18 protein-coding genes are annotated in these 23,930 nt (G+C 54.2%); 7 read left to right on the top strand and 11 right to left on the bottom strand.

Annotated elements, in window-relative coordinates; all coding sequences use genetic code 11:
- The first annotated feature begins 117 nt into the window (after nt 1–117).
- On the top strand, nt 118–2,724 hold the full coding sequence (locus RDK48_RS05770) for a cation-translocating P-type ATPase (protein WP_298996637.1): 2,607 nt from the start codon (nt 118–120) through the stop codon (nt 2,722–2,724).
- A 327-nt stretch (nt 2,725–3,051) separates the two neighbouring features.
- On the opposite strand, the gene pyk is transcribed toward RDK48_RS05770, so the two are convergent.
- From pyk to RDK48_RS05740, 6 genes are all read right to left on the bottom strand, one after another.
- Nucleotides 3,052–4,479: a pyruvate kinase gene (gene pyk, locus RDK48_RS05765; RefSeq protein WP_298996641.1), complete on the bottom strand. Its 1,428-nt coding sequence runs from the start codon at nt 4,477–4,479 to the stop codon at nt 3,052–3,054.
- Nucleotides 4,480–4,515: 36 nt separating this feature from the next.
- Nucleotides 4,516–5,844 (bottom strand): enolase C-terminal domain-like protein, encoded by a 1,329-nt coding sequence (locus RDK48_RS05760; RefSeq protein WP_298996647.1) that lies wholly within the window; start codon nt 5,842–5,844, stop codon nt 4,516–4,518.
- A 1-nt stretch (nt 5,845) separates the two neighbouring features.
- The gene (locus RDK48_RS05755) at nt 5,846–7,219 is read right to left on the bottom strand and encodes an MFS transporter (RefSeq protein WP_298996652.1); all 1,374 of its coding nucleotides are present in this window, start codon (nt 7,217–7,219) and stop codon (nt 5,846–5,848) included.
- Between the two features lie 135 nt (nt 7,220–7,354).
- The gene (locus RDK48_RS05750; RefSeq protein ID WP_298996661.1) at nt 7,355–8,659 is read right to left on the bottom strand and encodes a glycerate kinase; all 1,305 of its coding nucleotides are present in this window, start codon (nt 8,657–8,659) and stop codon (nt 7,355–7,357) included.
- Nucleotides 8,660–8,769: 110 nt separating this feature from the next.
- On the bottom strand, nt 8,770–9,657 hold the full coding sequence (gene garR, locus RDK48_RS05745; protein ID WP_298996665.1) for a 2-hydroxy-3-oxopropionate reductase: 888 nt from the start codon (nt 9,655–9,657) through the stop codon (nt 8,770–8,772).
- Between the two features lie 24 nt (nt 9,658–9,681).
- Complete coding sequence (locus tag RDK48_RS05740; protein WP_298996670.1) at nt 9,682–10,572, bottom strand: dihydrodipicolinate synthase family protein; 891 nt, start codon at nt 10,570–10,572, stop codon at nt 9,682–9,684.
- Between the two features lie 225 nt (nt 10,573–10,797).
- Between RDK48_RS05740 and RDK48_RS05735 the strand changes: the two genes are divergently transcribed.
- From RDK48_RS05735 to RDK48_RS05720, 4 genes are all read left to right on the top strand, one after another.
- Nucleotides 10,798–12,996 carry a sigma-54-dependent Fis family transcriptional regulator gene (locus RDK48_RS05735; protein WP_298996673.1) on the top strand — a complete coding sequence of 733 codons (2,199 nt, stop codon included), beginning with the start codon at nt 10,798–10,800 and terminating at the stop codon, nt 12,994–12,996.
- Nucleotides 12,997–13,311: 315 nt separating this feature from the next.
- Nucleotides 13,312–14,850, top strand: a complete 1,539-nt coding sequence (gene garD / locus RDK48_RS05730) for a galactarate dehydratase (RefSeq protein WP_298996676.1) — start codon at nt 13,312–13,314, stop codon at nt 14,848–14,850.
- A 63-nt stretch (nt 14,851–14,913) separates the two neighbouring features.
- The gene (locus RDK48_RS05725) at nt 14,914–16,248 is read left to right on the top strand and encodes an enolase C-terminal domain-like protein (protein WP_298996681.1); all 1,335 of its coding nucleotides are present in this window, start codon (nt 14,914–14,916) and stop codon (nt 16,246–16,248) included.
- A gap of 958 nt (nt 16,249–17,206) precedes the next feature.
- The gene (locus RDK48_RS05720) at nt 17,207–18,526 is read left to right on the top strand and encodes a hypothetical protein (RefSeq protein WP_298996686.1); all 1,320 of its coding nucleotides are present in this window, start codon (nt 17,207–17,209) and stop codon (nt 18,524–18,526) included.
- 258 nt (nt 18,527–18,784) lie between these two features.
- Here RDK48_RS05720 and RDK48_RS05715 read toward each other — a convergent pair whose 3' ends face one another.
- The 4 genes from RDK48_RS05715 to RDK48_RS05700 all read right to left on the bottom strand — a co-directional run bounded on the left by RDK48_RS05715 (nt 18,785) and on the right by RDK48_RS05700 (nt 22,977).
- Entirely contained in the window at nt 18,785–20,482 is a 1,698-nt protein-coding gene (locus RDK48_RS05715) for a VWA domain-containing protein (protein ID WP_298996689.1), read from the bottom strand.
- Nucleotides 20,483–20,612: 130 nt separating this feature from the next.
- Nucleotides 20,613–20,876, bottom strand: a complete 264-nt coding sequence (locus RDK48_RS05710) for a hypothetical protein (RefSeq protein ID WP_298996692.1) — start codon at nt 20,874–20,876, stop codon at nt 20,613–20,615.
- 31 nt (nt 20,877–20,907) lie between these two features.
- A complete protein-coding gene (locus RDK48_RS05705) occupies nt 20,908–21,942 on the bottom strand; it encodes a DUF3150 domain-containing protein (RefSeq protein ID WP_298996700.1) in 1,035 nt (344 codons plus the stop codon).
- A 9-nt stretch (nt 21,943–21,951) separates the two neighbouring features.
- A complete protein-coding gene (locus RDK48_RS05700) occupies nt 21,952–22,977 on the bottom strand; it encodes an AAA family ATPase (RefSeq protein ID WP_298996706.1) in 1,026 nt (341 codons plus the stop codon).
- 68 nt (nt 22,978–23,045) lie between these two features.
- On the opposite strand from RDK48_RS05700, the gene RDK48_RS05695 reads away from it, so the two are divergent.
- Together RDK48_RS05695 and RDK48_RS14945 are read left to right on the top strand one after the other, a co-directional pair.
- The gene (locus tag RDK48_RS05695) at nt 23,046–23,285 is read left to right on the top strand and encodes a CopG family ribbon-helix-helix protein (protein WP_298996708.1); all 240 of its coding nucleotides are present in this window, start codon (nt 23,046–23,048) and stop codon (nt 23,283–23,285) included.
- Nucleotides 23,275–23,562, top strand: a complete 288-nt coding sequence (locus RDK48_RS14945) for a type II toxin-antitoxin system RelE/ParE family toxin (protein WP_081640410.1) — start codon at nt 23,275–23,277, stop codon at nt 23,560–23,562. Before RDK48_RS05695 ends, RDK48_RS14945 begins: the two co-directional genes overlap by 11 nt.
- Here the strand turns inward: RDK48_RS14945 and RDK48_RS05690 are convergent, their stop codons facing one another.
- On the bottom strand, nt 23,563–23,925 hold the full coding sequence (locus tag RDK48_RS05690; protein ID WP_298996709.1) for a hypothetical protein: 363 nt from the start codon (nt 23,923–23,925) through the stop codon (nt 23,563–23,565).
- Nucleotides 23,926–23,930 lie beyond the last annotated feature (5 nt).

The raw sequence follows: 23,930 nt of genomic DNA, 5'->3' as shown, positions 1-23,930 counted from the left end.
AGTACTGGGGCAAGTCATGTTCTGTCGACTTTTGAGGTCAGAAGGGTAAGGGTAGTCTTGGCACCAGCCAAAGGCACACCGGCTACCGCGAAACACCTCCAGGAGGGCAATGAGCCCATGACGCTGATGCAATTTGATCCCTCTCGCGCCACAGGTCTGAGCGAGGCCGAGGCCACCCTTCGGCAGCAGAGTGAAGGTTTCAACGAGATACCTCAGGAGGCCAAGCGTGGCGTGCTCTCCATCGCTTTTGAGGTCATGCGGGAACCAATGTTTCTGCTTCTGGTGGGGTGCGGCAGTTTGTACCTGCTCATGGGCGAACTGTCGGACGCACTTATGCTCCTGGCTTTTGTTTTTGTGGTCATAGGTATTACCATCATTCAGGAGCGGCGAACAGAACGTGCCCTAGACGCGCTGCGCGATCTCTCCAGCCCGCGCGCCCTGGTTATTCGCGCAGGCACGCAGCGGCGTATCGCCGGGCGCGAGGTGGTTCGGGGTGATCAGATTCTGCTTTCAGAGGGTGATCGGGTTCCTGCAGATGCGGTGCTGCGCTACGCGCTCAACGTGACGGTGGATGAATCTCTGCTTACTGGCGAATCTGTGCCTGTGCGCAAATCAAGCTCACAGAATGCCACCTGGAAAGGCAAGCCCGGTGGTGATGACCTTCCAGAAGTTTATTCTGGCTCGCTCATTACACGAGGGCAGGGTTTGGCCGAGGTGGTGGCCATCGGGGCGAATACGGAGCTTGGCAAGATAGGCCGGGCACTCCAGTCCATCGAACAGGCAAAGACGCCACTTCAGACCGAAACGGGCCGCTTGGTCAAGCACCTTGCTGGCATCGGGATTGCCCTGTGCGCTGTTACCATCGTGGCTTATGCCCTTACACGAGGCAACACACCGCAGAGCTGGGCGCAGGCGACACTGGCGGGCATAGCTATGGCCATGGCCGTGCTTCCAGAGGAGTTTCCCGTCATCATGACCGTTTTTCTGGCCATGGGAGCGTGGCGAATTTCTCGCAGCCACGTGCTCACCCGGCGCATGCCTGCCATAGAAACGCTGGGATCAGCAACCGTGCTTTGCACGGATAAGACCGGCACTCTCACTCTCAACCGCATGGCCGTTCGCCAGCTATATGCAGGCGGCCAGACCTTTGTTGCCCGCCAAGGTGCAGCGATGTCCGAAATGTTTCATCCGTTGCTGGAATACGGGGTGCTGGCGAGCAAAAAGGAAATTTTCGACCCCATGGAGCGCGCCCTGCATCAGATGGGTGACGAATATCTGAACAAGACCGAACATGGGCATGATCAATGGGAGATGGTGCGCGACTATCCACTTTCCTCCAGGTTGATGGCCGTGTCCCATGTATGGCGCGTGGCTGACGCTGAAAACCTGGTAGTTGCCACCAAGGGAGCCCCCGAGGCCATCGCTGATCTGTGCCATCTTGATGAAGAGCAACGAAGCGCCATAACCGCTCAGGTTAACAAGATGGCGGGCGGGGGGCTGCGTGTGCTGGGTGTTGCCCGGGCCATCTGGCCCACGGCAGCCGTATCCCAGCCTGCTTTGCCCGAAGTTTCTTTGCCCGACGATCAGCATGATTTTGCTTTCGAATTTTTGGGGTTAGTCGGCCTTGAGGATCCCATCCGTCCCACCGTTCCTGCAACGATTCAGGAATGCTACACGGCGGGGATTCGGGTGATCATGATTACCGGCGATCACCCAACTACTGCCCAAAGCATTGCCAGGCAGATTGGGCTGCGCGGTGTGCCCGGGGAGGGTATCAAGGTTATTGGCGGGCCAGAGCTGGCCGCCATGAGCGACGAGGAACTTACGCAGCGCATCAGGGATGTTGACGTGTTTGCCCGCGTGGTGCCAGAGCAGAAGCTGCGCCTGGTGAACTCCATCAAGGCCAGCGGCGAGGTTGTTGCCATGACCGGGGACGGCGTGAACGATGCCCCTGCCCTCAAAGCGGCGCACATAGGCATTGCCATGGGCGGACGCGGCACGGATGTGGCACGCGAAGCCTCGGCCCTGATACTGCTTGATGACGATTTTTCTTCAATTGTGCAGGCCATCCGCCTCGGTCGCCGCATATACGACAATATCAAAAAGGCCGTTGCCTACACAGTGGCCATTCATGTGCCCATTGCTGGGCTTTCAATGGCCCCGGTATTCGTTGCCGACTTGCCACTCATGCTGCTGCCTGTGCACATCGTTTTTCTTGAGCTTATAATCGATCCAGCCTGTTCGCTCATCTTTGAGTCAGAAGGTGCTGAAAAAGACGTTATGCTTCGCCCACCACGCAAGCCGGATGAGCAGCTCTTTAACGCGCGAGTGGTAAGCATCAGCTTGATGCAGGGGCTCTTTGTACTGGCCTCGATATTTTTCATGTTCTGGGTGGCGGGTATGCAGGGGCAGCCGCTGGATGATACCAGGCGATCCTTTGTTTTTGCCACCTTGGTTTTTGCAAATCTTGCGCTGATAATGACCAACCGCTCATGGAACCGCACCATCGTCACCATGTTCAAGGAGCCAAACGCCGTGCTGTGGTGGATATTGGGAGGCGCGACGGTGATGCTGATTCTGGTGCTCAACGTCCCAGTGCTCCGCATCCTCCTCCATTTAAATGCACTGGAGCCAAAGGATTTCGGCTTTTGCCTGCTGGCTGGTGCAGCGAGTGTCGGATGGTTTGAAGTGTACAAGCTCATGCGTAAAAATGTACATCCATGATGCCGCCAGCTCTGCACAAACGTTTCATTCAGCTGGTTTGCCGCAAAGGCATCTATGCCAATGGCAAACAAGTGCCCCAACAAATATGTATGGGGTGAAGCTCGGTGTTGAACAGGGATGTGGGCATAAAGATGCCACTGCTTTGAAACCTGCGTGTATACTGCGGCGGATTTGCAGTTGGCATCAACCGGCAGGCCGACTGATGTGCGCCAAAGAGTGTGCAATAAGGATCGCCCCAGCCATCCACCCCCGCCACCCTGTAAAATTGGGGTTGAGCAGGTTTGGAGGGCTGGGGCGTTTTGCGTGAATAAAGGGGCCGTGGAGCGGCTACTTCCAGAATATCTTGACCAGGTTTGTGCCTTTGGGGGCGCTGGACGAACCGGCATTCTGGCCTGCGGTGATAACAGCGCAGGAACCTTCTGGTATGCTGTCCAGTTCGGCCACAAAGCGTTGTGCCCTGGCAAGGTGGCTTTCTTCAGAAGCAGACTGCGGCATCAACACGGGGGTCACCCCCCATGAGAAGTTCAGCCCCTTCATGGATTCAGGATCATGGGTGATAGCATATATCTGTTGCGAGGGCTTGCAGCTTGAAACCAACCGTGCTGCGGCCCCCGTGATACTGTGGGCAACTATGGCGGCAGCGCTGGCCTTGTCTGCCAGCAGGCAGGCCGAGTACCCAAGGAATTGAGAAATCCCCTTGTCGCGTCCCGGTTCAACCAGTTGGCGGTTTGCCAGCAGCAGAGCTTCAGCCTGTGTTGTTATTTCGCTCATATAGCGCACAGTTTCTACAGGGAAATTGCCCATGGCAGTTTCTTCAGACAGCATAACGCAGTCTGCGCCATCAAGCACGGCATTGGCCACATCTGTTGTTTCCGCGCGTGTTGGAGCGGGGGAATTGAGCATGGAAAGCAGCATCTGCGTAGCAACAATGACGGGTTTTGCCGCCTTGTTGCAGGCGCTGATAATGCTTTTTTGCAGTCCCGGCAGCTGCGGCAGGGGGCATTCTACCCCAAGGTCGCCGCGCGCTACCATGACCATATCTGTCTCCGCAAGAATCTCTTGCAGGTTATCCACGGCATTGCGCCGCTCAAGCTTTACAACCACGGGTACATTGCGTCCCTCGGCAGCAATCAGCTCCTTGGCTTCGCGCACGTCATCTGCCGTTTGCACATAAGAAATGGCCACGGCGTCAACGCCCAGCTTGAGCCCTGCCGCAAGATCCCGCTTGTCTTTATCGGTAAGTGCCCGAAGCGTAGTGGCCTTGCCGGGCAGCGCCAGCCCCTTGCGGGACGTGACTACGCCAGAGTTGTTGGCTTCCAGCACCACAAGGCCGTTGCTTTGGCGTTGCAGAACCGTAAATTGTAACCCGCCGTCAGCCAGAACCATGATGTCGCCAGGTTCAAGGCTATCCATGATGGCCTGGTGGTCAAAAGGCAGATAACTGACCGTCTCTGGCTGGGCATCCTGCAATTCTGACGGGCCAAGCAGCAGATGCATACCCTTGGTAACCTGTATGCTGTTGACGCGCAGACCCCCCAGGCGGATTTTGGGACCGGAAAGATCCTGCATGATTGTCAGCGAGCGTTCGCACTGGCTTTCGGCCAGGCGAATGTGGCTGATAATGTCCACAAAGTCTTCGGCCTTGCCGTGTGAGAAGTTGAGCCTGAAAATGCTGACTCCAGCTTCTGCAAGCTCACGGATTTTTTCAGGGCTTTTGGATGCGGGGCCGATGGTGGCTACAATTTTTGTCTTCATTGTGTTCTCTGTCTGTAGGCTGTGATGCCGGTCTGACTAGCGCACCAGGGCTGGCCGTTTGCGGTCAAATGTCCAGCCGGGAATAAGGTATTGCATGGCAAGGGCATCATTGCGGCCACCCGCGGGCATGCTTTTATACAGGGCGTGAGCCTGTTCAACCATGTCCATGTTCAGTTCTACCCCAAGGCCGGGGGCGTCTGGCACGCGAATCTGGCCCTTTTCTATTTGCAGGGGGTTGTGGGTAAGGTGCTGCCCTTCCTGCCATATCCAGTGGGTGTCAATGGCGGTGGGGGTACCGGGCGCAACGGCGGCCACATGGGTAAACATGGCAAGCGACACGTCAAAGTGGTTGTTGGAATGGCAGCCCCATGTAAGCCCCCAGTTTGCGCACAGTTCTGCAACCTGCACCGCGCCCGAAAGCGTCCAGAAGTGGGGGTCTGCCAAAGGAATATCTACGGATTGCAGCATGACTGCATGGCACATTTCGCGCCAGTTTGTGGCAATCATGTTGGTGGCAACCGGCAGGCCTGTGCCCCGCCGGAATTCTGCCATGATCTCCCTGCCGGAAAATCCCTGTTCTGCACCGCAGGGGTCTTCCACATAGGTCAGCACGCCGCGCAGACCCTTGCACAGGGCAATGGATTCATCCAGTGTCCACGCACCGTTGGGGTCAATGTTGATGTGCCCCTGCGGAAAGGCCTGGTGCAGGGCGTGCACAGTCTCAATTTCTTCTGCTCCGGGCAGTACGCCGCCCTTGAGCTTGAAGTGTTCGAACCCGTATCTGTCGTGTGCCGCCTCGGCCAGACGGACAACCGAGGCCGTATCCATTGCTTTTTTGCGACGCAGGTCGTACCAGTCGTGCCCGTTCTCGGCTGCGGGATATGGCAGGTCGGTCTTGCCGGCATCACCAATATAAAACAGGTAGCAGAGCACAGTTATGGCATCGCGCTGACGGCCAGGGCCAAGCAGATCACAAACGGGAACACCCATGAACTGCCCAAGCAGGTCGTAAAGCGCCGTTTCAAGAGCCGCAACCGCGTTGACCCGCAGTTCAAACGTCCAGGCACCCTTGCCAAAGGTGTCAAAGTCAGCGGCCTGATGGTTGGTGTGCGCCTGATACACCGTGTTTTTGAGCTGCCCGAGGCTTTTGCCCACAACCAGATCGCGGAAGCTCTCCAGCGTCTGGCGGATAGTTTCACCACCGGGGGCTTCGCCCACCCCCTGATGCCCTGTATTGTCCCGCAGAATGATCAGGTTGCGGGTAAAATACGGGTGATGCGCGCCGCCAATATTCAAAAGCATGCTGTCATACCCGGCTACCGGGATAACGCGCATTTCTGTAATGCGTGGAGTTTGCCCGGCCATATTAGCTCTCCTGCGGCACGGTTTGAGCAGGGGCCGGTTCATTTTCCTTCTTCAGCTCAAGGCGCTGGATTTTGCCAACGATGAACAGGTAGCTCACAACGGCGATAGCCGCGTGCACTGCCACAAAGACCAGGGCCATCTTGAACGAGCCGGTGGACTTGATGATGTAGCCAATAGCGATGGGCGTAACAATACTGGAGATGTTGCCACACATGTTGAAAACGCCGCCGGTAAGGCCGCTGATTTCCTTAGGGGCAGAGTCTGCAAGTACAGCCCAGCCAAGAGCGCCAATTCCCTTGCCAAAGAAGGAAATTGCCATGAAGAAAACCACCAGCACAATGGAATCAGTGTAGTTGCAGGCCAGAATGACCATGGAAAGCAACATGCCAAGAACGATGGGGGTTTTGCGGGCAAGGGTGAGGGATTTGGTCTTGCGCAGAATAAAGTCAGACATGACGCCGCCCAGCAAACCGCCTGCAAAGCCGCAGACAGCAGGGATGGCGGCATAGATGCCCGCCTTGAGGATATCAAGGCCGCGTTCCTGCACCAGGTATACCGGGAACCACGAGATGAAAAAGAAGGTCAGCGCGTTGATGCAGTACTGTGCAAGACATACACCCATAAGCATGCGCGACTGAATAAGCTGCTTGATGTAGGAGAGTTTGGGGCCCTGGTTGCTGACACCGGGCTTTTTCTGATCCATGCTGACCAGCGCGCCGCCAGCGGTGATGTAGTCGATTTCAGCCTTGTTGGCATTGGGATGATCCTTGGGATCATGGATGAAATAAAGCCAGATAATGCTGCCCACAATGCCGATGCTGCCCATGAAAATGAACACGTAGTGCCAGCCAAAGGTGTGGGTCAGCCAGCCCATGATGGGGGCAAAAATTACTGTGGCAAAATACTGGGCTGAATTGAAAATGGAAACAGCCGTGCCGCGTTCCTGCGCAGGGAACCACGCCGCCGCAATGCGGCTGTTGCCGGGGAAAGAAGGCGATTCTGCCGCGCCAACGCAAAATCTGAGGCAAAAGATTGCCAGAAAGGCCCAGCCTGCGCTGAACATCCACACCGTGCCCTGTAACAGGGTAAACAGCGACCAGAAAAATATGCTGAAGAAATAAACTTTTTTGGAGCCAAAGCGGTCAAGCAGCCAGCCGCCGGGAATCTGGCAGATCACATAGGCCCAGCCAAAGGCAGAAAAAATATAGCCCATATCTACCGAATCCATGCCAAGTTCCTTGGCCATGGGGCTACCAGCAATGGATATGGTGGCGCGGTCACCGTAGTTGATGGCCGTGATAATGAACAGAATAACTACAATAAGCCAACGTACGTTGGTTCGTTTTTCAGTCGAGGTGGAAACTTGGGAATTCATGGTGTCGTCCTTGAGTTGGAGGCACAATTGCTAAAACCCAGAGATGAGGCGGAGACAGTGACGGATTGCGTGTGGCGTCATGTCCTGGTTACCTTCAGTCGTTTCCTTGATCCTAACTCCCTAAATTCAAAAAAGTTATGGTTTGCCAGAAACAAGAATGGCCATATCCATAACATTGGTGCGTGTTGGGCCGGTAATAAACAGATCACCGGCAAGGGCCAAAGCCTCATAGCTGTTGTTGTTGTGCAGCAGGGCATCTGGTGAGGCCTGGCTGCGGATGCGCGCAGCAGTTTGCGACAGGGCAAAACCACCAGCCGCGTCGGTGGGACCGTCTGTACCATCCGTGCCCGCAAAAAGGGCAGCAAGGCTGCTTTCCCCTTCCAGTAACAGCGAAGCGGCAAGAGCCATGTGCTGATTGCGTCCGCCCTTGCCCTGTCCTGTTATCTGCACGGTACATTCGCCGCCAGCCAGAAGGCAGGTTCCGGCTGGAGCGTTGCGCAGTTGGGCAACAAGCTCGCGGGCGCGGTTTTCTGCATTGCCGGTCATGCAGGTGGTAAGGATCTGGGGCGTATACCCCAGGTTGCGTGCCTGCGCAGCCGCCGCTTCGAGAGCCAGGCTGTTGGTGGCCACCAGTTCCATCTGCACGTTGTCAAAAACAGGGTTGGCAGACTTGGGCGTTTCTGGCTGCTTACCAATACACCCCTGCTGGAGATGCGACATTACCGTTTCAGGCAGGCTTTCCGCCAGGCCATAGTGGGCAATGATTTTCATGCAGTCGTCGAATGTTGAGTCATCTGGCGCGGTGGGGCCAGAGGCGATGACATCGAGGTTGTCGCCCACCACGTCTGATACGATAAGCGCCACCACCTTTGCGGGTGCGGCAGCCTGGGCAAGACGCCCCCCGCTGAACTGCGAAAGGTGCTTACGCAGGGTGTTGATTTCGTGGATTGTCGCGCCACAATCAAGCATGGCAAGGGTGAGGGCGCGCAGATCGTTCAGGGTTACGCCTGATACGGGGGCCGGTGTGAGGGCACTGGCCCCACCCGTAATCAGGCATATGACAATATCTTCGGGTCCGGCGGCCTGGGCAAGTTGCAGCATTTGTCGTGTTGCGTTTGCGCCAGCCTCGTCGGGAACCGGGTGCGCCGCTTCGGCAAGCTTTATATGTTCAAGGGGTAGACCGTGGTCGTATTTGACCACCACAAGGCTGTTATCAATGCGACCACCCAGCATGTTTTCCAGGGCCATGGCCATTGGGGCTGCCCCCTTGCCCGCACCCAGCACAATCACATGCCCCTGGCTCAGGTCGTAATTGCGTCCACAAATGCAAAGCCTGTCTCCATCCGTATGCAGGTGGGACAAAATGGCCTGATCGGGCGATACGGCGGCTACTCCCGCCTGAAAGATTGCAGTCAGGTCACTGCGGAAGGGTTCGCTCATCAATGCTCCCCATGTGTGCAGAGTGGTCAAGGGGTATGTTCACGCAGGGGGCAGCCAGCGGGAAGCCGCTGAATGCGGCTCCCCTGCGTATGTCGGTGGCTGCCTTGCTGCTAGCGTTTTACAGTGATGCCAGCCATTTTTTCATAGTACTGGATCAGGCCGCCGTGGTCGTCGCCCGCCTTGCCGTCAACGCGCAGGGCCTGCATAATTTCCATGACTGCCGCCGTAAGAGGCAGGGGCACGCCAACGGCGTGCGAGGTATCAAGGGCGTTTTGCAGGTCCTTGATGTGCAGTTCGATGCGGAAACCGGGCTTGAAGTTGCGGTCAAGCACCATGGGGGCCTTGGCATCAAGCACCGTGGAGCCAGCAAGACCGCCCCGGATGGCCTTGAACACCAGTTCCGGCTCAACACCTGTCTTGGTTGCCAGCACCAGCGCTTCAGACATGGCGGCAATGTTAAGAGCCACAATGACCTGATTGGCCAGCTTGGTCACGTTGCCAGCGCCAATGTCGCCGGTATGAACCACTGAGGCGGCCATGCTCTTGAGCACGGGTTCTGCCTTGTCAAAAGCATCCTTGGGGCCGCCAACCATTACAGACAGCGTGCCGTCAATGGCCTTTGGTTCGCCACCGCTCACGGGTGCGTCGAGCATGACCACGCCTTTGGCGGCAATCCCTGCACTGACTTCGCGGGCCACGAGGGGGTCAATGGAACTCATGTCCACATAAAGAAGGCCAGCGCGGGCGCCTTCGGCAATGCCGTTTTCGCCCAGGGCAACTTCTTTGACGTGCGGAGAGTTGGGCAACATGGTAATGACCATATCAACCTGGGCGGCCACTTCGGCAGGAGAACTGGCCACCTTTGCGCCGCATTCTGCTAAGGCCGCAGTTGCATCCGAGGGACGGTTGTAAACTACAAGGTCGTACCCGGCCTTGATAAGATTTTTCGCCATGGGCTTACCCATGATGCCAAGGCCGATAAAGCCGATAGTTTTCATATTTCCTCCTGAGTATTCAGTAAATTAGCAGGTGGGCAGATTGTCCAGCACTTCCCGCAGGCGTTGCCGCATGGGTTCGGTGAGGGGGCCGATGGGGCGGCGGCACGGGCCGACTTCAAATCCCATCATGTTCAGGGCCTCCTTGACCACAACCGGGAATGTTCCCAGATCAAAGGCCACGCGCAAGGGTTCGATTGCGGACTGGGCAGCCATGGCAGCATCGAGGTTGCCTTTCTGGAAGTCGTTGTAGATGCCCGACATGAGGCGGGGGGCAACGTTGCCGCCTGCGGCAATCGCGCCGGAAGCGCCGTAAACGAGGCCCGCGTAGATAAGTGTGTCGCGTCCGATAAGCACGCTGCAGTTTTTGCCTTCAACTGCCCGCAGATAGCTGAGCCCCAGCGACAGGTCGCCGCTGCTGTCCTTGATGCCCACAATGGTGTCAAATTCCATCAGGCGAGAAAGCAACGAGGGCAGGAACCTGACCTGCGTACGGGCAAAGTTGGGGTAGGGCATGGTGGGAATACCCACGGCAGCCACAGCCTTGTAATGTTCGTACAGTTCGTCCTGCGAGGGAGTGATAAAAAAGGGCGTGATAACCGAAACCACGTCCACTTTTACTCTCTTGGCCTCCTGGGTGAGGCGCACCGTTTCTTCTGTGGTGATGCAGCCGGTGCCGCCGTATACGGGCACACGCCCAGCCACGAAATCAACGGTCATTTCCATAAGTTCCACGCGTTCTTCAAAAGAAAGCGCCCAAGCTTCACCCTGGCTGCCTGAAACGAAAATGCCGTGCATTCCATTGTCTATCTGAAAATTTATGAGCTTTTTAAGAGAATCGGCCTGAATGCGTTTGCCGTCGGGGGTAAATGGCGTAACAAGGGCGGGGATAATGCCCTTGGGTTGAAATCTTTGCATGCAAGGCTCCGTTGTTGAGATTAAACCTGCTGGTGGCGCACACCGTTGCGCCCGAACGATATTGGCAAGAGTAGAAGCAAAGGCTTTGCCAATAATAAAAATAATTCGATATGCCGCATTGTTAGTTGTGTCGCTGAACATGTCTGCTTGCGAAATTCGCGAGAATGGAACATGTTTGCAACGATTTGATGTGTTAACCGCAACAAAATGTTGCAGAGGTGTCGTATGCAGGAACTGCCCATAGGTTTTATTGCCCCCATGGAACAACTATACAGTGTTGTTACAGGCGTTATTGCTGAAATGGGAATTGGCAACAAAATAGAGGTGCACAGGGCAAATCTGAAAGATGCCGTAGGTGTTGCCTTTGACATGGAACGCAGAAATTTTTCCTGCGTAGTTTCGCGTGGCGGTACGGCAGAAATGCTCAATTCATGCGGCATTGTTTTACCGGTTATTACTATTCCACTCACTTCGTATGAACTGAGTCACGCTATTTTTGAGGCAAAGCGCATCACTGGTCTCAAGCGGCCGCGCATTGCCATGTTCACCTTTCGCAATATGGAAGAGAATATTGACCTGTTTGCGAAGGTTCTGGGCGTGGAAATGCACCTGTACAAGATTGCGGGGAACGAATCCGACATCACAAGCACGCTGGAAAAAGCCGTCAAAGACGGGCTGGATGTGGTGGTAGGCGGGGAATGGACGTGCAGGATATCCAAGGAGCTGGGCCTGCCCACGGTCAAACTGTTTTCCAATCCCGCCAGTGTGCGCGGCGCGCTGGAAGAGGCCCTCAAGGTTCGCTACAGCATTCAGCTCGAGCATAGCCGTTCCGCCAGCCTGCGCATGCTTGTAAACAGCATCAAGGATGGCCTGCTGCATGTGGACAACCAAGGCTCCATCTGTCACGCCAATGCCGCTGCCGCCGACATGATGGGCCTGGAGGCCAATGGCCTGGTAGGGAAAAGTTTTTATGAATGTTTCCCACAGTTTCAGCCGATGGAAGGCAATCTTGACCAAAGTTATGAAGAGGTCGTCAGCTTTGGCAGCACAACCGCTCTTGTGACGCTCAGCCCCATGCCGGGTAACATTGATAGCTCGGCGCCATCGTTCATGGTTGTCATGCACGAGACAAACCGCGTTCTGCAAATGGACGCCAGGCTGCGTAAAATGCAGACAGCCAAGGGGCTTAATGCAATCCACCGGTTCAATGACATTGCAGGGCGTTCGCCCGTGCTGCGTGAGGCAAAGCGCCTGGCAACAAGTTTTGCCGCGTCTGATGCAACAGTGCTGATTTATGGAGAAAGCGGAACAGGCAAGGAGCTTTTTGCGCAGTCCATCCACAACGCCAGCCCCTGGGCCAACGGGCCGTTTGTGGCGGTTAACTGTGCCGCCTTGCCGCCCTCGTTGCTGGAGTCGGAGCTGTTTGGTTACGAAGAAGGCGCATTTACCGGTGCCAACCGCAAAGGCAAGATTGGCCTGATAGAAATGGCCCACAACGGCACGCTTTTTTTAGATGAAGTTTCTGAAATGGATCATTACGGCCAGGTGCGCCTGCTCAGGTTTTTGCAGGAGCGCAGCATCATGCGCCTCGGTGGCGACAAGTATCTGCCCGTGAATGTCCGGATCATAGCCGCCACCAATAGAGATCTGGGAGCAATGGTGGCCGAGGGTAGCTTTCGGCGTGATCTGTACTACCGTTTGCGTGTGCTGCGGCTGCGCCTGCCACCCCTGTGCGCAAGAAAGGGAGATGTCCGGCTGCTTACAGAAGACCTTTTGCGGGCGCTTGCTGTGCGGCATGGTTATGAAAAACGCTGCACAGCTGAGGCCTATGAGGTGCTGGAAGAACACCCCTGGCCAGGAAATGTGCGTGAACTCTATAACGTGCTGGAATGCCTTATGGTTGGGCAGCGCGGCAAAACCATTACGGCTTCCATGCTACGTCAGGTCTTTGCTCTGGACGACACGGGAGATGTTGCATCTGGTCGGCCCTGTGCAGTGGCATGGCCCGGCGGCGCGCCAGTGATGCCCTCGGTGCATGGAGGCGGATGGTCTGCCCAAAACAGCAGTTCTGCCCAGCCGCCAGATGCTTTGGCTGCGGCAACGCCTGGCAGGGCAGACAATACCTGGCAGTACCCGGAACATTCCGGGCAGGCGTTGCCAGCCGATAGCCAAGAACTCGGCTATGCCGTGCAGCCAGCTGCCGCGCATCCTTTGGTCTACGGTAACCAGCAGCCTGCCCCCATAATGGGGGCAGGCCAACGCTACCGTGTGCCGTTTGCTGATGATCCAAGCCCGGCAGATGAAAGGGCGCAGATTTTAGCCGCCCTTTACCGCTGTGGTGGACGACATGGCAAGGCAGCCGCCGTGCTGGGTTTGCACCGCAGTACGCTGTACAGAAAAATGCGTCGCCTGAATATTGAGTAAGCCATTTTGGCTGTTTGGTTGATTGGGCTGAGTGGGTAGTTTGTCCATGTGTTGCATATTTGTGGTGCAATGCTACAAAATGTCGCGTTGTAGTGTTTTGTGGTGCGGGATGTTGCATGTTTTGTTGCGTTTTTGTGTCGCACTGAGAGCAATAGCTATTTAGATGTTCCGTATTGTTGTGTAAAATCGGTATCATGGCTCTGTGGCATGTCTCTTGCTGTATGTGAAAATGCGTGTGGCAGAGGCGAGACGGGCGGTTTCTGTTGGAACAGCTCAGTCAACTGCGGTTTTTCCGCAAGGATGCAGAGGAACGCCATGAACCAAAGCAACGCAACTCCGGGGTTATGTGTACGCATTCATCCCGACGACAATGTTGCTGTAATTGTTAACGATGACGGGCTTCCGCCAGGGGCGGCCCTGGTCAACGGCCCTGTCCTCAAGGAACATATTCCCCAAGGGCACAAGGTCGCGCTGGCTGACATTGCCAGCGGGCAGGTGGTGCGCCGCTATGGTGTAACCATTGGGTATGCGCTTGAGGACATTCAGGCTGGCATGTGGGTTTCGGAGCAGCGCATGCGCATGCCCGAACCGCCAGAGCTGGATCATCTGGTATACTGCCCGCGCAGCTTCCCGGCTTTTTCGCCGCTTGAAGGCCGCAGTTTTCAGGGGTACCGCAACGATGACGGAACCTTCGGCACGCGTAATATTCTTGCTATCGGCGCGTGCGTTCAGTGCGCCGCAGGCGTGCTTGATGTTGCCGTACAGCGGGCCCGGCAAGAGCTGTTGCCCCGCTATCCCAATGTCGACGATATCGTAGCCATCAATCATATCTATGGTTGCGGCGTGGCCATTGATGCGCCCGCTGCGCCCATTCCCATCCGCACCTTGCGCAATATTCTGCGTAATCCCAATTTTGGCGGCATGCCTTTGCTGTGCAGCCTTGGCTGTGAAAAGCTGACACCAGAAAAGCTTATGCCAAGCAATACCCCTGAAACCGTATGCCTTCAGGACGAGCAATACCACGGCTTTGAATCCATGCTGGATGCTCTGCTGGATGCCATGCGCCGCAGGCTGGAGCTGATGGACAAGCGGAAGCGTGAAGCATGCCCTGCTTCCGGCTTGCGCGTGGGCATGCAGTGCGGTGGGTCAGACGCCTTTTCGGGCATTACGGCCAATCCGGCCCTTGGGGCTGCGGCTGACCGTATTGTGCGCGCCGGGGGTACGGCCTTTTTTTCAGAAGTAACAGAAGTGCGCGACGGCATAGATCAGCTTGTGGCGCGTGCGGCCTCGACGGAGGTGGCGCAGGGCCTCATACGCGAAATGCGCTGGTATGATGATTATCTTGCCGCCGGTGGTGTTGACCGCAGCGCCAATACCACGCCGGGCAACAAAAAGGGCGGCCTTAACAATATTACCGAAAAAGCCATGGGCTCGTTGATCAAGTCTGGCAGTGCTCCCATCGTTGGGGTTGTCTCGCCGGGTGAGCAGTTGCCGCAAAATGCCGCTGGCCTTTATTATGTCGCAACCCCCGCATCTGATTTTGTTTGCGGTACGCTGCAACTGGCGGCGGGCATGAATCTGCACATTTTTTCTACTGGCCGCGGCACACCATACGGGTTGCGTGAAGTGCCAGTAATCAAAGTGGCAACGCGCACCGAACTGGCACGGCGCTGGCACGACCTGATGGATTTTGACGCTGGCGGTATTGCAACCGGAGCTAGCAGCATTGATCAGTGCGGCGAGGATCTGTTCAATATGATTCTTGATGTTGCCAGCGGAAAACGCCAGACCTGCACCGACCGATGGGGGCTTTACAATGATCTGGCCCTGTTCAATCCGGCCCCCATTACATAATAGCAATCTACTCACAGGCCATATCCGGAAATAATATGCAAACTCCATACATAAGGAATTGCCATGAATATTGAATCTCCCCGCGTTACAGATATGAAGGTGTACCCTGTTGCAGGACGCGACAGCATGCTGCTGAACCTCAGCGGTGCGCACGGGCCATACTTTACCAGAAATGTTGTTGTTCTTACGGATAATACTGGCAATATCGGCATTGGTGAAGTGCCGGGCGGAGAAAAAATACGGCAGACGCTGGAAGACTCCATCCCCTTGGTTGTGAGCAAAGGCATTGGCGATTACCGCAACATCCTGCGCACGGTTCGCACTCGGTTTGCCGAGCGGGATGCTGGCGGTCGCGGATTGCAGACCTTTGACCTGCGCACGACCATCCATACGGTAACAGCCATCGAAGCTGCCCTGCTGGATTTGCTGGGCAAGTTTCTTAACCTTCCCGTGGCGGCCCTGCTGGGTGATGGTCAGCAGCGCGACACGGTCAAGGTGCTGGGATATCTGTTCTATGTTGGGGACAAAGAAAAGACTAATCTTTCTTACGACCGCTCAAACGAGGGCGAAGACAGCTGGTATGGTCTGCGCAACCAGGAGGCTATCACCGCTGAAAGTATCGCCCGGCTTGCCCAGGCATCGCACGATGTTTACGGATTTGAAGACTTCAAGCTCAAGGGCGGCGTGCTGAGTGCAGAGCAGGAAATTGAAGCCACCGCAGCCATTGCAAAGGCTTTTCCGCAGGCGCGTGTGACCATTGACCCCAATGGTGCATGGTCGCTGGAAGAAGCCGTGCGGGTTTGCAGCGCAGCCAAGGACGTGCTGGCCTATGCGGAAGATCCATGTGGGGCGGAACAAGGCTTTTCTGGCCGCGAGGTTATGGCAGAATTTCGCCGTGCCACGGGCATCCCCACGGCAACCAACATGATTGCCACAGACTGGCGGCAGATGTCCCACTCCATCATGCTGCAGTCGGTGGATATCCCCCTGGCCGACCCGCACTTCTGGACGCTGGAAGGTTCTGTTCGCGTGGCGCAGATGTGCGATACTTTTGGCCTAACTTGGGGCTCGCACTCCAACAACCACTTTGACATCTCGCTTGCCATGTTTACGCACGTTGCCGCTGCCGCCCCGGGCCGGGTCACAGCCATCGACACACACTGGATCTGGCAGGAAGGGCGCGAGCGCCTGACCAAGGAACCCTTGCCCATCCGTCAGGGCAATATCCGCGTTCCCGATGCGCCGGGTCTTGGCATTGAGCTGGATATGGCGCAACTGGAAGCCGCACACGATCTTTATAAAAAGCAGTGCCTTGGTGCTCGTGACGATTCCGTGACCATGCAGCAGCTTATCCCTGGCTGGACATTTAACCCCAAACTTCCCTGCCTCCTCCGCTAGCTCCTCAGTCATGGTCTGCTGCGGCCTGACTGCCATCAGGCCGCAGCAGACCAATTCAATCTTGCCCGCCTGAAATACCGCTTTTTCCACTCCATTGGTGCAGCAGTTTCGTTCCTGCGTCTTGGCGCAGAAAGATCATTAAGACTACATAGCATGAGTGAAGGAGGGGGCCTTAACCCGACTCCCTGGTGTTGTGCAGCAACGGATTCAAGTGTTGTTCCCATTGGCCAGATAATGCTCACAATCTCGTCCAAGCAGCTCTTCTGTCTCGTTTTCGTCATCTGTGATTTTTGAAGTTGGGTCAGAGGGACCTGCCCCGGAGGTCTCGTGCTGACTGAGGTGGTCGCTACGCTGCCGGACGATGATTGGGTTTCTGTCGTTTCTGATTCTTATGGGAGAGAAGCTATAGTTACCTTGCCTTTCAGCAATCCTTGAAGGCTATGACCTTTGAACGATGAGGACAGAGTATGGCTCACTTGGGACAAGATTCGTTACCGAAACATTGTGCAATTAAGGTGTGCAGGGGTTGATTTTTTGTCATCATCCTAGTTGTTGGCGATGGCATATTTTTTGGCGGGAGGGTCAGGCGGGTTTTTGTAAGGTGTCTATGCTGGGCACAAGCCAAACGAAGAGTCGTTACAGGCGGTTGCTTGTAACGACTCTTAAAAGATGATGAAGGGGAGACTCGGCACCATTTGATATGTGGAATTTCAACAGTCTGAAATCGTTGTAATTTATTTTTTGTCCACGAAGGCTTGTGACCCCGTTTGTGACCCCATAGTAGCTGTGACTTACGTGAAAATCTAGATAGCAGCGGCATACAACTTCAACAACCTATCGATACTGGAATATGCCCTTCCCCCCAAAAATATGTTATTGAAAAAATAGCTATCTAGATATAAATTAATATAATTATTGACAGTGGATTTTTTAAATAACTTGTAACTATCATAAATTTATGTTGAAATTTTTTCTATATCCATATTATACAATGCTGATTTCCGGTGCTTGGAGCATTGCACAGAACTTAAGCGGCCTTGGAATGCACCAAAGCATACTACTTCCCATGCCCGGTGCTACATCAGCACCAACTCCTCCTGAGGTCGCGCTAGCATGTTTTTTAGTATTGTTCATTTATGCGATTTTTCTTTCACTACTTCTATTTTTTGCAGGTTATGTCTTGCAGCGAAAAATCGGCTTAATGTCTATCGCCATTTTGCTTATATTGCCTGGGCTGCTGGGGATCTGTGATATATGGCCTAGCACCGGTTGGGTTCCAAAAAATTTTACTATTGATGGTACGGGGATACTTGGTGCCCCTTTGGGGACAGTTTCATTGCTTCTTTTCGGTCTGCTGTCGGGGTGGGCCATAACGATTTTACTAGTTGATATTTTTACATTTAAAGATGGCTTTTGGCATGCATACGATCATGTGTGGTGTGTCGCAGCAATTTTGGCTGGGATTTTTTTTGTGGCTGATGCTGAAATGAATCAACATCGACGGGAGCTTGATCAAACTATCGAAAAAATCAGCCAGACGAGTTCTTATCTTTTACGGCAAGTTGAACTATATGATGCTTGGTGTTTGAAGAACGGTGATGCCGCTAGTCCCTCATGTAAATGGGCTAATGCCGTTCAGTTTCGATTGTATGACTATGCTTACTCCAGTGCCACTAAATGTTTACCGGGCTTGGCGCCAAAATCTACTGCTCAAATATACGGGGACGGTACCTCCGACGCGTCTCTAGAAGAAATTCGTAAAATTCGAACCGAGATTGCAGCCTACAATCGCCTACAGTGTCCCGTGATTGATCTTGGGCACGGAACGTTGCGATACTCTATTACAACTAGCTGCAAGCCCACACCCATTGCCGTGGCAGAGGCTTTACCAGAAAATTTAGATGGTGAAAAAAATTCATACTCACCTGAGATTCCTATTGCGTTGGCAAGTGAACTTCTCGTGCCGAACATTATTAGATTGAGCGCTATTCATGATAAACTAATTGAAAATGAACAAGTATGTCTGCGAGACAAACAGTACCGTTGGCTGTTCTACATTTTTTTCTCTATAGTTATTGGAGGTAAAGTTGCAAATGCGACCGCTAAGCTAATTAAGATGTCAGAACGAACCGGAGAGGAAACTCGACGTTGCCTCTACTTGTTTCGCCGCATTATTATGTTAGAGCGACGGACACGCGTGTTCATTCTTCGCTCGATATGGAAGTTGACATCGTGGTTGATAGGCAAAGTTCGTAGCTTATTTTTAAAGCTGGAATAATTTGAGGAAAAGTGTCTGCCTGAGAATTAGACTCCAAGTGTGATGCTTCCAAATTTGTTCTAGGGTATAGCAGATCAAGAGTGCTGACGATAAAATCTTAAGGATTATGCCCAGTAAGGCCCAATTAATACCATATTACTGGGCGTAATCCTCAATATTTAATCCTTCAATTCATCCCAAATAGCCTTTGCAGCTTTTAGCAGGGCAATTGCAATGACAAGCCATGCTGAGGCGTCAAGACTGCTGACAGGATTATTTTCAGTCATTCTTAGCTCCTTTCAGTAATGCAACCTGCAGTATGGTAAACATGGCAGGCACCAGGTCGGGCAAGTCGTTGACCACCTTGCTGGTGTGCGGCAGAAGGAAGGTTATGTGCTCATTCCTGATGCCAATACCATAAACTTCAAAGCCAAGTTTTTGCGCCACCCCTATGGCGTTGTTTGCAGCCTGCGAATTGTCTGGCATGCCATCAGTGATAACCAAGATTATTTTACGCTGCTCTTTGAGGGGCAGCATGGTTTGCAGCACCCACCATAAAGCCTCAGCCAACGGTGTCCCGCCAGAAGCTCGACTATCGAACAAGTCTGGCATCGCCTGCCCGTGCCGCATGATGGGAAATACAGAGTTCGTGCCTGCGGTAGCAGGGAAGGCAGTCGCTGCCGGATTCACGCCACGAATGTGCCCCAGCGCCTTTGCCAAGGCAAAGCAGGCCCGATTGGCGAGATTAATCGGTGCGCCAGCCATGCTGCCGCTTACGTCCAGCAGGATGTGGACAGCGGTGTTAACGCCCCGCTGTTCTGATTCTTTTTGGAAAACACGAGTATTGCCAACCTGCAGGCGGTACAGAGAACTGGTATGGAGTTTGCCTCTGCGCCCAATGATACAACGTCTGTAGGTTTGCGCCTGCAGAAAGCCTTGCAGGCGTGTGCGCAGGGCGATGCTAGCCTGAAGTGCTTGCAGTTTTTGTTCTGCAGGCAAGGGGGCTGTTTGTCGGATGCCTTCCACAGCAACGCTCAGAGTGTCGCCTGCGGACTCCACGCTGTATTTGGCAAGCTCACTGGCCATGATTTCCCCGATGTTCTGGGGTAGATCCTGCGTCTCCGCATGGAAAAGGGCCTTGAGCGGTAAAGCGCTTAAGGCCTGCAGTGGAGCTACTGCTTCAGGCGAATGGGCGGGATGCCCCTGTCGCTTAATATGCGTGGTAGAATCGTTGGGCTTTTTTGTAGCCCAATGCTCAGAGTCTTTATGGTTTGTGTTGCCTTTGCGCAGTGATTCGCCGTGGATTCGTTTGTTTTGCGTGGTGTTTTCGTGGGGCTTGCGTCGTTGCTGTGATGGTTCCCACTGCCGGATGCACATGGCAATTTGTTGAGCATATCCGACTGCTGCCGCTGTATCCGGGCAATGGATGTAGACCTTGACCAAGATGGCATCCAGAGCCTCTTTCAGACCGGGGAAATGCTGCACCATAATGCTTGCCGCGTATTGGCGTGCCGGGGTCACTTCGTCCACATCCCAGACTCGCACCGTCAGCAGCACATAGTCTAAAACCGCAAGGGCCGGGGAATCATCCCCGGCCCTTGGCTGTGCTCGTTCTACAAAGAATCGTCGTATCAACCAGTTCAGGTTTTTCCGGCAGCCAGGGAAAATGCCTGACAGCTTCTTTTCAACGCGCCAGTCCTCAAGGCAGTTGAACAAATGAAAGGTTACCGGGTCAAGGGTAGCAGCTTTCAGCGCGCCAAAGTCTGTATACCGTATATGGGCCGCTTCATGGTCTGTGAAGCCCTTGGCCAGTGCCAGCAATTCAGGCTCACAATCCATAGGCAATGAGGGCAAGTGAATGATCTTACCGTTGGTGCATGCCTCCTTGCCGCCGATACGAACCTGCACCCCGTAGCGATCACCCAAAATGGACGCCACAAGCGGCAGGCAGCTGAGAACGTCTTTTGTACGAATCATGGTACCGCTCAATAAGAAAGCCCGACATTTCTGCCGGGCTTCTGTTTGGGTTTGTTTTGTATTTCTACAAGATTTCGCCAATCGCTTGCCACCGTAGTATGTCGCCCTGCGGGCAGGAGGTAAGTTCGATTCATTTTGCCAACTTTTTATAAAGCGTATCGTGTTCAATCATGCTTTTATCAAGAGCATCAAGTACGCTCTTCTGTGCAATATTTTCCTTGCGATTTTCAATGAATGCTCGTGTAGCATCTTCTAGAACTGCCCCAATAGGACGGCCTTCCTGTCGAGCAATTGTTTTGAGGCATTCATAGAGGTCCGTATCCATCTGGCTGGCGAACCTTGTCCGTCTGGTTGATACTTGTGGCATGAGCTCCCTTTCCTTGAGGCTAGCCATAGCGTTAGCCTTATTCAATGAATTTTTGATATTACCACAGGCCCAGGCTTGGGATGGCAGGATGCGGCAACGGGCTGTCCGCCTCGGTGATGTCGGGCAGAATGGGCTCGTCATATTCTTCATCAACAGCACCATCTGCCTGCATCGTGCTGTCATCCTGTTCAACTATGATGCTCGGACCAGCCAGCAGCGCATCTAATACAGAGGCTGGGCCATATCCTTCAATAACCTTTTGGGCATGAGCCACAAGCGCCGCGCTGTCCTTGAGCAGGCAAACCAGACCCTGCAACAACAGCAGATCTGTGCCGGTGATGTTGCCCTTCTTGGGCATGCGCAGCAGAGCAGCCTGCACGATGTCAGCCACTGGGGCCACATGTGGCTCTACAAATGATAAGCCCGTGAGCTTGGCATGCAGGGTTCGCAGTGGCGAAAGAGCCTTGTGGGTCACTTCCGTTCTGCCGTGGTAAACCCTGCGCCATATATCGCCAGCCGACTTGGTCACCTCATCAAACAGGGTACCACCAAGACCGTGAACCTCTTCAGCAAGACCGGCTTCAAGCACTGCTGTATTGTCCGCATGCTGTTCCAGAGGAGCTACCTTGTACAGCTGCCAACGAAAATCCATTCGGGCGCGTACATAGTCCGGTCCCACGATGGAGTTGCGGATGATTTCGCCCCATTGATGGTGCTTCTCAATCCATGCTTGCACATTTTGGTCGTAGCCAGCCAGGAACGCTTCCTTTTCTTTCTGGAATACGGTGCGGATGTTGAGCAGCTCCTGTACGATTTCGCCAGCCTTTTCTTCAGGTATGGCCCAGCCAGACATGAACCGTACCCCATGACGGTCAAGGTAGTTGAAGGCGCGGGCCTTGAGCGTGCCGAAAACATTGAGGTTTTCCGGGTCGGCAATGCGCTTTGATCCCAGAGATGCCAGGTCTTCAGGGGGCAGATCTGCACCGCCCAGGTCCTCCTGGCTCATCTTGCAACGAGCCGACCACAAGCTGACGCTGAGGTTGAGGGCCAGCAAGTTGTCCAGAATGCGGATGTCAGAAACAAGTTGTGTCATTATAACCTCCTACATTGATTTATCGGAAGATGTAGCGTTGAGACCTTCAGTCTCCACTAGTTGCGGGAACATGCGTTGAGCCAATTCATGCAACATGGCGCGAGTTTCACGGCTTGCGCGGAAAGCCAGAGCACGGTCAAGAGCATAGGTGACGGGCTGTATGCCGCGATGGGCCAGCGGCTGAAAACGAACGGTCAGATCACCCCAGCGAAGCAAGCTGCGCGTGGAGAATGTTACTTCAATGGTATTGGTCAGATTGCTGGTAGAGGACTCGCCCATGAACAGTTTGCGAACCTCATTGGCGTAGTCCACCATGGTGGCGCACAACGATTCGGGCAGCGAAGGAAATCGCTGGGCAAGCAGACTCTTTTCTACATCGGCAGAAGGGTAGCCCACTTCGCAGATGGTAAAGCGGTCCAGCCAGGCAAGGTTCTGCCGCTGGGTGCCCTGGTAGAGGCCGGTGTCATCGCCACCGCCATTGGTATTGGCCGTGGCAACCAGACGGAACAAGGGGTGCGGCACAATCAGTTCGCCGCCATTTTCCGCTATGCACAGGGGGGAGCCGTCCAGCACGCTGTTCAAGCCTGCTGCAATTTCAGGGGATGTCAGGTCGATCTCATTCAGCAGCAAAAGTGCGCCGCAACGCATTGCAAGCGCAAGCGGGCCGTATTCAAAGGTCATGTTGCTGTTTTTGACTGCCAGGTGACCAACCAAGTCGGCAAATTCCAGCCGCCCGTGTCCGATAACCTCAAAGACAGGGTAGTTAAGTCTGGCTGCCAGCTGCTTGATGCAGCTGGTCTTTCCACAACCTGTGGGGCCAAATACGTAAAGCGGTTCTTGTGGGTTGAGAAGCCAGACCACAACATCGCGGCTCGATTCATGGAAGATATAGTCAGGGTCAATAGCCGGGGTGTAGGCCGAAGGAACGGCGTAGCCCCTGACCGTGGTACCAGAGGGCTTGCCGCTGAAAACCTGCCCGGCATCAAGGTCGGTGGGTTGAAGAGAGTCAAGGCCAGAAGTAAGATTGGTGTGCATCACTTCTCCTGTGTGTTCTATTGACACGTTTAACTTGAATGTACACAATGAAGACAAAGGAGATTCCCATGTCTACGGTAACGGCACGATTGGATACGGATACGCAGGCGCAGCTTGAAAAGCTTGCCGCTGCTACGTCACGTTCTCGTTCATGGTTGGTGGCAGAGGCGGTAAGGCAATATGTGGCCGAACAGTCTTGGCAGATAGAGGCCATTCAGGAAGGCGTTCGTCAGGCAGATGAGGGGAAGTTTGCTTCTGACCAAGAGGTAACGGACGCCTTTGCTCGTTGGGGCGTTCATGCAAAATAGGCCTGTGCGGTGGCTCGCTCTAGCCATTGAGGATTTGGAAGGCATAGCGGCGTATTTAGCTGAAAAGGACTCAGATGCAGGGAAACAAATAGCCCAATGCGTATGGAATGCTGGGCAAAGCCTTGCCTCCCTGCCTTCACGAGGAAGGGCTGGCAGGGTCGCAGGGACTCGTGAGCTTGTTCTGACAGAATTTTCGTATTTTATTGCATACCGCGTCGTGAAATCGGAAGTACAGATACTTCGTGTTCTTCATACCGCCCGCCGTTATCCGCAATAATCACGCAAATGCGATTTTTCTTTCCACATATATCCCAAACGGTTTGCCACGAAAGCTACCGCGAGTTTCAATGTCGTCATAATCTTCGCCAATACGGATGAACAGGAAGTCTTCGTGGGGCAAGTTGTCCATGAGCTTGCCAACAAAGGCGATTTCATCAAATTCATCGTACCACTTTTCCCCTTCCCACAGAAAGACAACGGAGCCTGAGCCTTCATCGATTTTGTTGGGTTTGCCACCGATGAGCATTTTGATTGCTGCAAAGTTGTCGGGATTGTTCTTTTCTGCCTCTGCAAGAGCTGTTTTTAACCGATTCATGCCATTTTTTGTCAGGCACAGGGCCACGTCAGAATAATATCCCATGTAGA

It is taken from the genome of uncultured Desulfovibrio sp., from assembly GCF_902477725.1.
Taxonomy (GTDB): Bacteria; Desulfobacterota; Desulfovibrionia; order Desulfovibrionales; family Desulfovibrionaceae; genus Desulfovibrio.
This window is presented reverse-complemented; position numbering and strand designations above follow the sequence as displayed.

Bases quoted from the DNA above. Each gene is read 5' to 3' on its own strand.
- RDK48_RS05725 (WP_298996681.1), top strand. From the start codon at position 14,914: ATGAATATTGAATCTCCCCGCGTTACAGATATGAAGGTGTACCCTGTT.
- RDK48_RS05770 (WP_298996637.1), top strand. From the start codon at position 118: ATGACGCTGATGCAATTTGATCCCTCTCGCGCCACAGGTCTGAGCGAG.
- RDK48_RS05690 (WP_298996709.1), bottom strand. From the start codon at position 23,925: ATGGGATATTATTCTGACGTGGCCCTGTGCCTGACAAAAAATGGCATG.
- RDK48_RS05695 (WP_298996708.1), top strand. From the start codon at position 23,046: ATGTCTACGGTAACGGCACGATTGGATACGGATACGCAGGCGCAGCTT.
- RDK48_RS05700 (WP_298996706.1), bottom strand. From the start codon at position 22,977: ATGCACACCAATCTTACTTCTGGCCTTGACTCTCTTCAACCCACCGAC.
- RDK48_RS05705 (WP_298996700.1), bottom strand. From the start codon at position 21,942: ATGACACAACTTGTTTCTGACATCCGCATTCTGGACAACTTGCTGGCC.
- RDK48_RS05750 (WP_298996661.1), bottom strand. From the start codon at position 8,659: ATGAGCGAACCCTTCCGCAGTGACCTGACTGCAATCTTTCAGGCGGGA.
- RDK48_RS05735 (WP_298996673.1), top strand. From the start codon at position 10,798: ATGCAGGAACTGCCCATAGGTTTTATTGCCCCCATGGAACAACTATAC.
- RDK48_RS05755 (WP_298996652.1), bottom strand. From the start codon at position 7,219: ATGAATTCCCAAGTTTCCACCTCGACTGAAAAACGAACCAACGTACGT.
- RDK48_RS05715 (WP_298996689.1), bottom strand. From the start codon at position 20,482: ATGATTCGTACAAAAGACGTTCTCAGCTGCCTGCCGCTTGTGGCGTCC.
- RDK48_RS14945 (WP_081640410.1), top strand. From the start codon at position 23,275: ATGCAAAATAGGCCTGTGCGGTGGCTCGCTCTAGCCATTGAGGATTTG.
- RDK48_RS05740 (WP_298996670.1), bottom strand. From the start codon at position 10,572: ATGCAAAGATTTCAACCCAAGGGCATTATCCCCGCCCTTGTTACGCCA.
- RDK48_RS05760 (WP_298996647.1), bottom strand. From the start codon at position 5,844: ATGGCCGGGCAAACTCCACGCATTACAGAAATGCGCGTTATCCCGGTA.
- garD (WP_298996676.1), top strand. From the start codon at position 13,312: ATGAACCAAAGCAACGCAACTCCGGGGTTATGTGTACGCATTCATCCC.
- RDK48_RS05720 (WP_298996686.1), top strand. From the start codon at position 17,207: ATGTTGAAATTTTTTCTATATCCATATTATACAATGCTGATTTCCGGT.
- pyk (WP_298996641.1), bottom strand. From the start codon at position 4,479: ATGAAGACAAAAATTGTAGCCACCATCGGCCCCGCATCCAAAAGCCCT.
- garR (WP_298996665.1), bottom strand. From the start codon at position 9,657: ATGAAAACTATCGGCTTTATCGGCCTTGGCATCATGGGTAAGCCCATG.
- RDK48_RS05710 (WP_298996692.1), bottom strand. From the start codon at position 20,876: ATGGCTAGCCTCAAGGAAAGGGAGCTCATGCCACAAGTATCAACCAGA.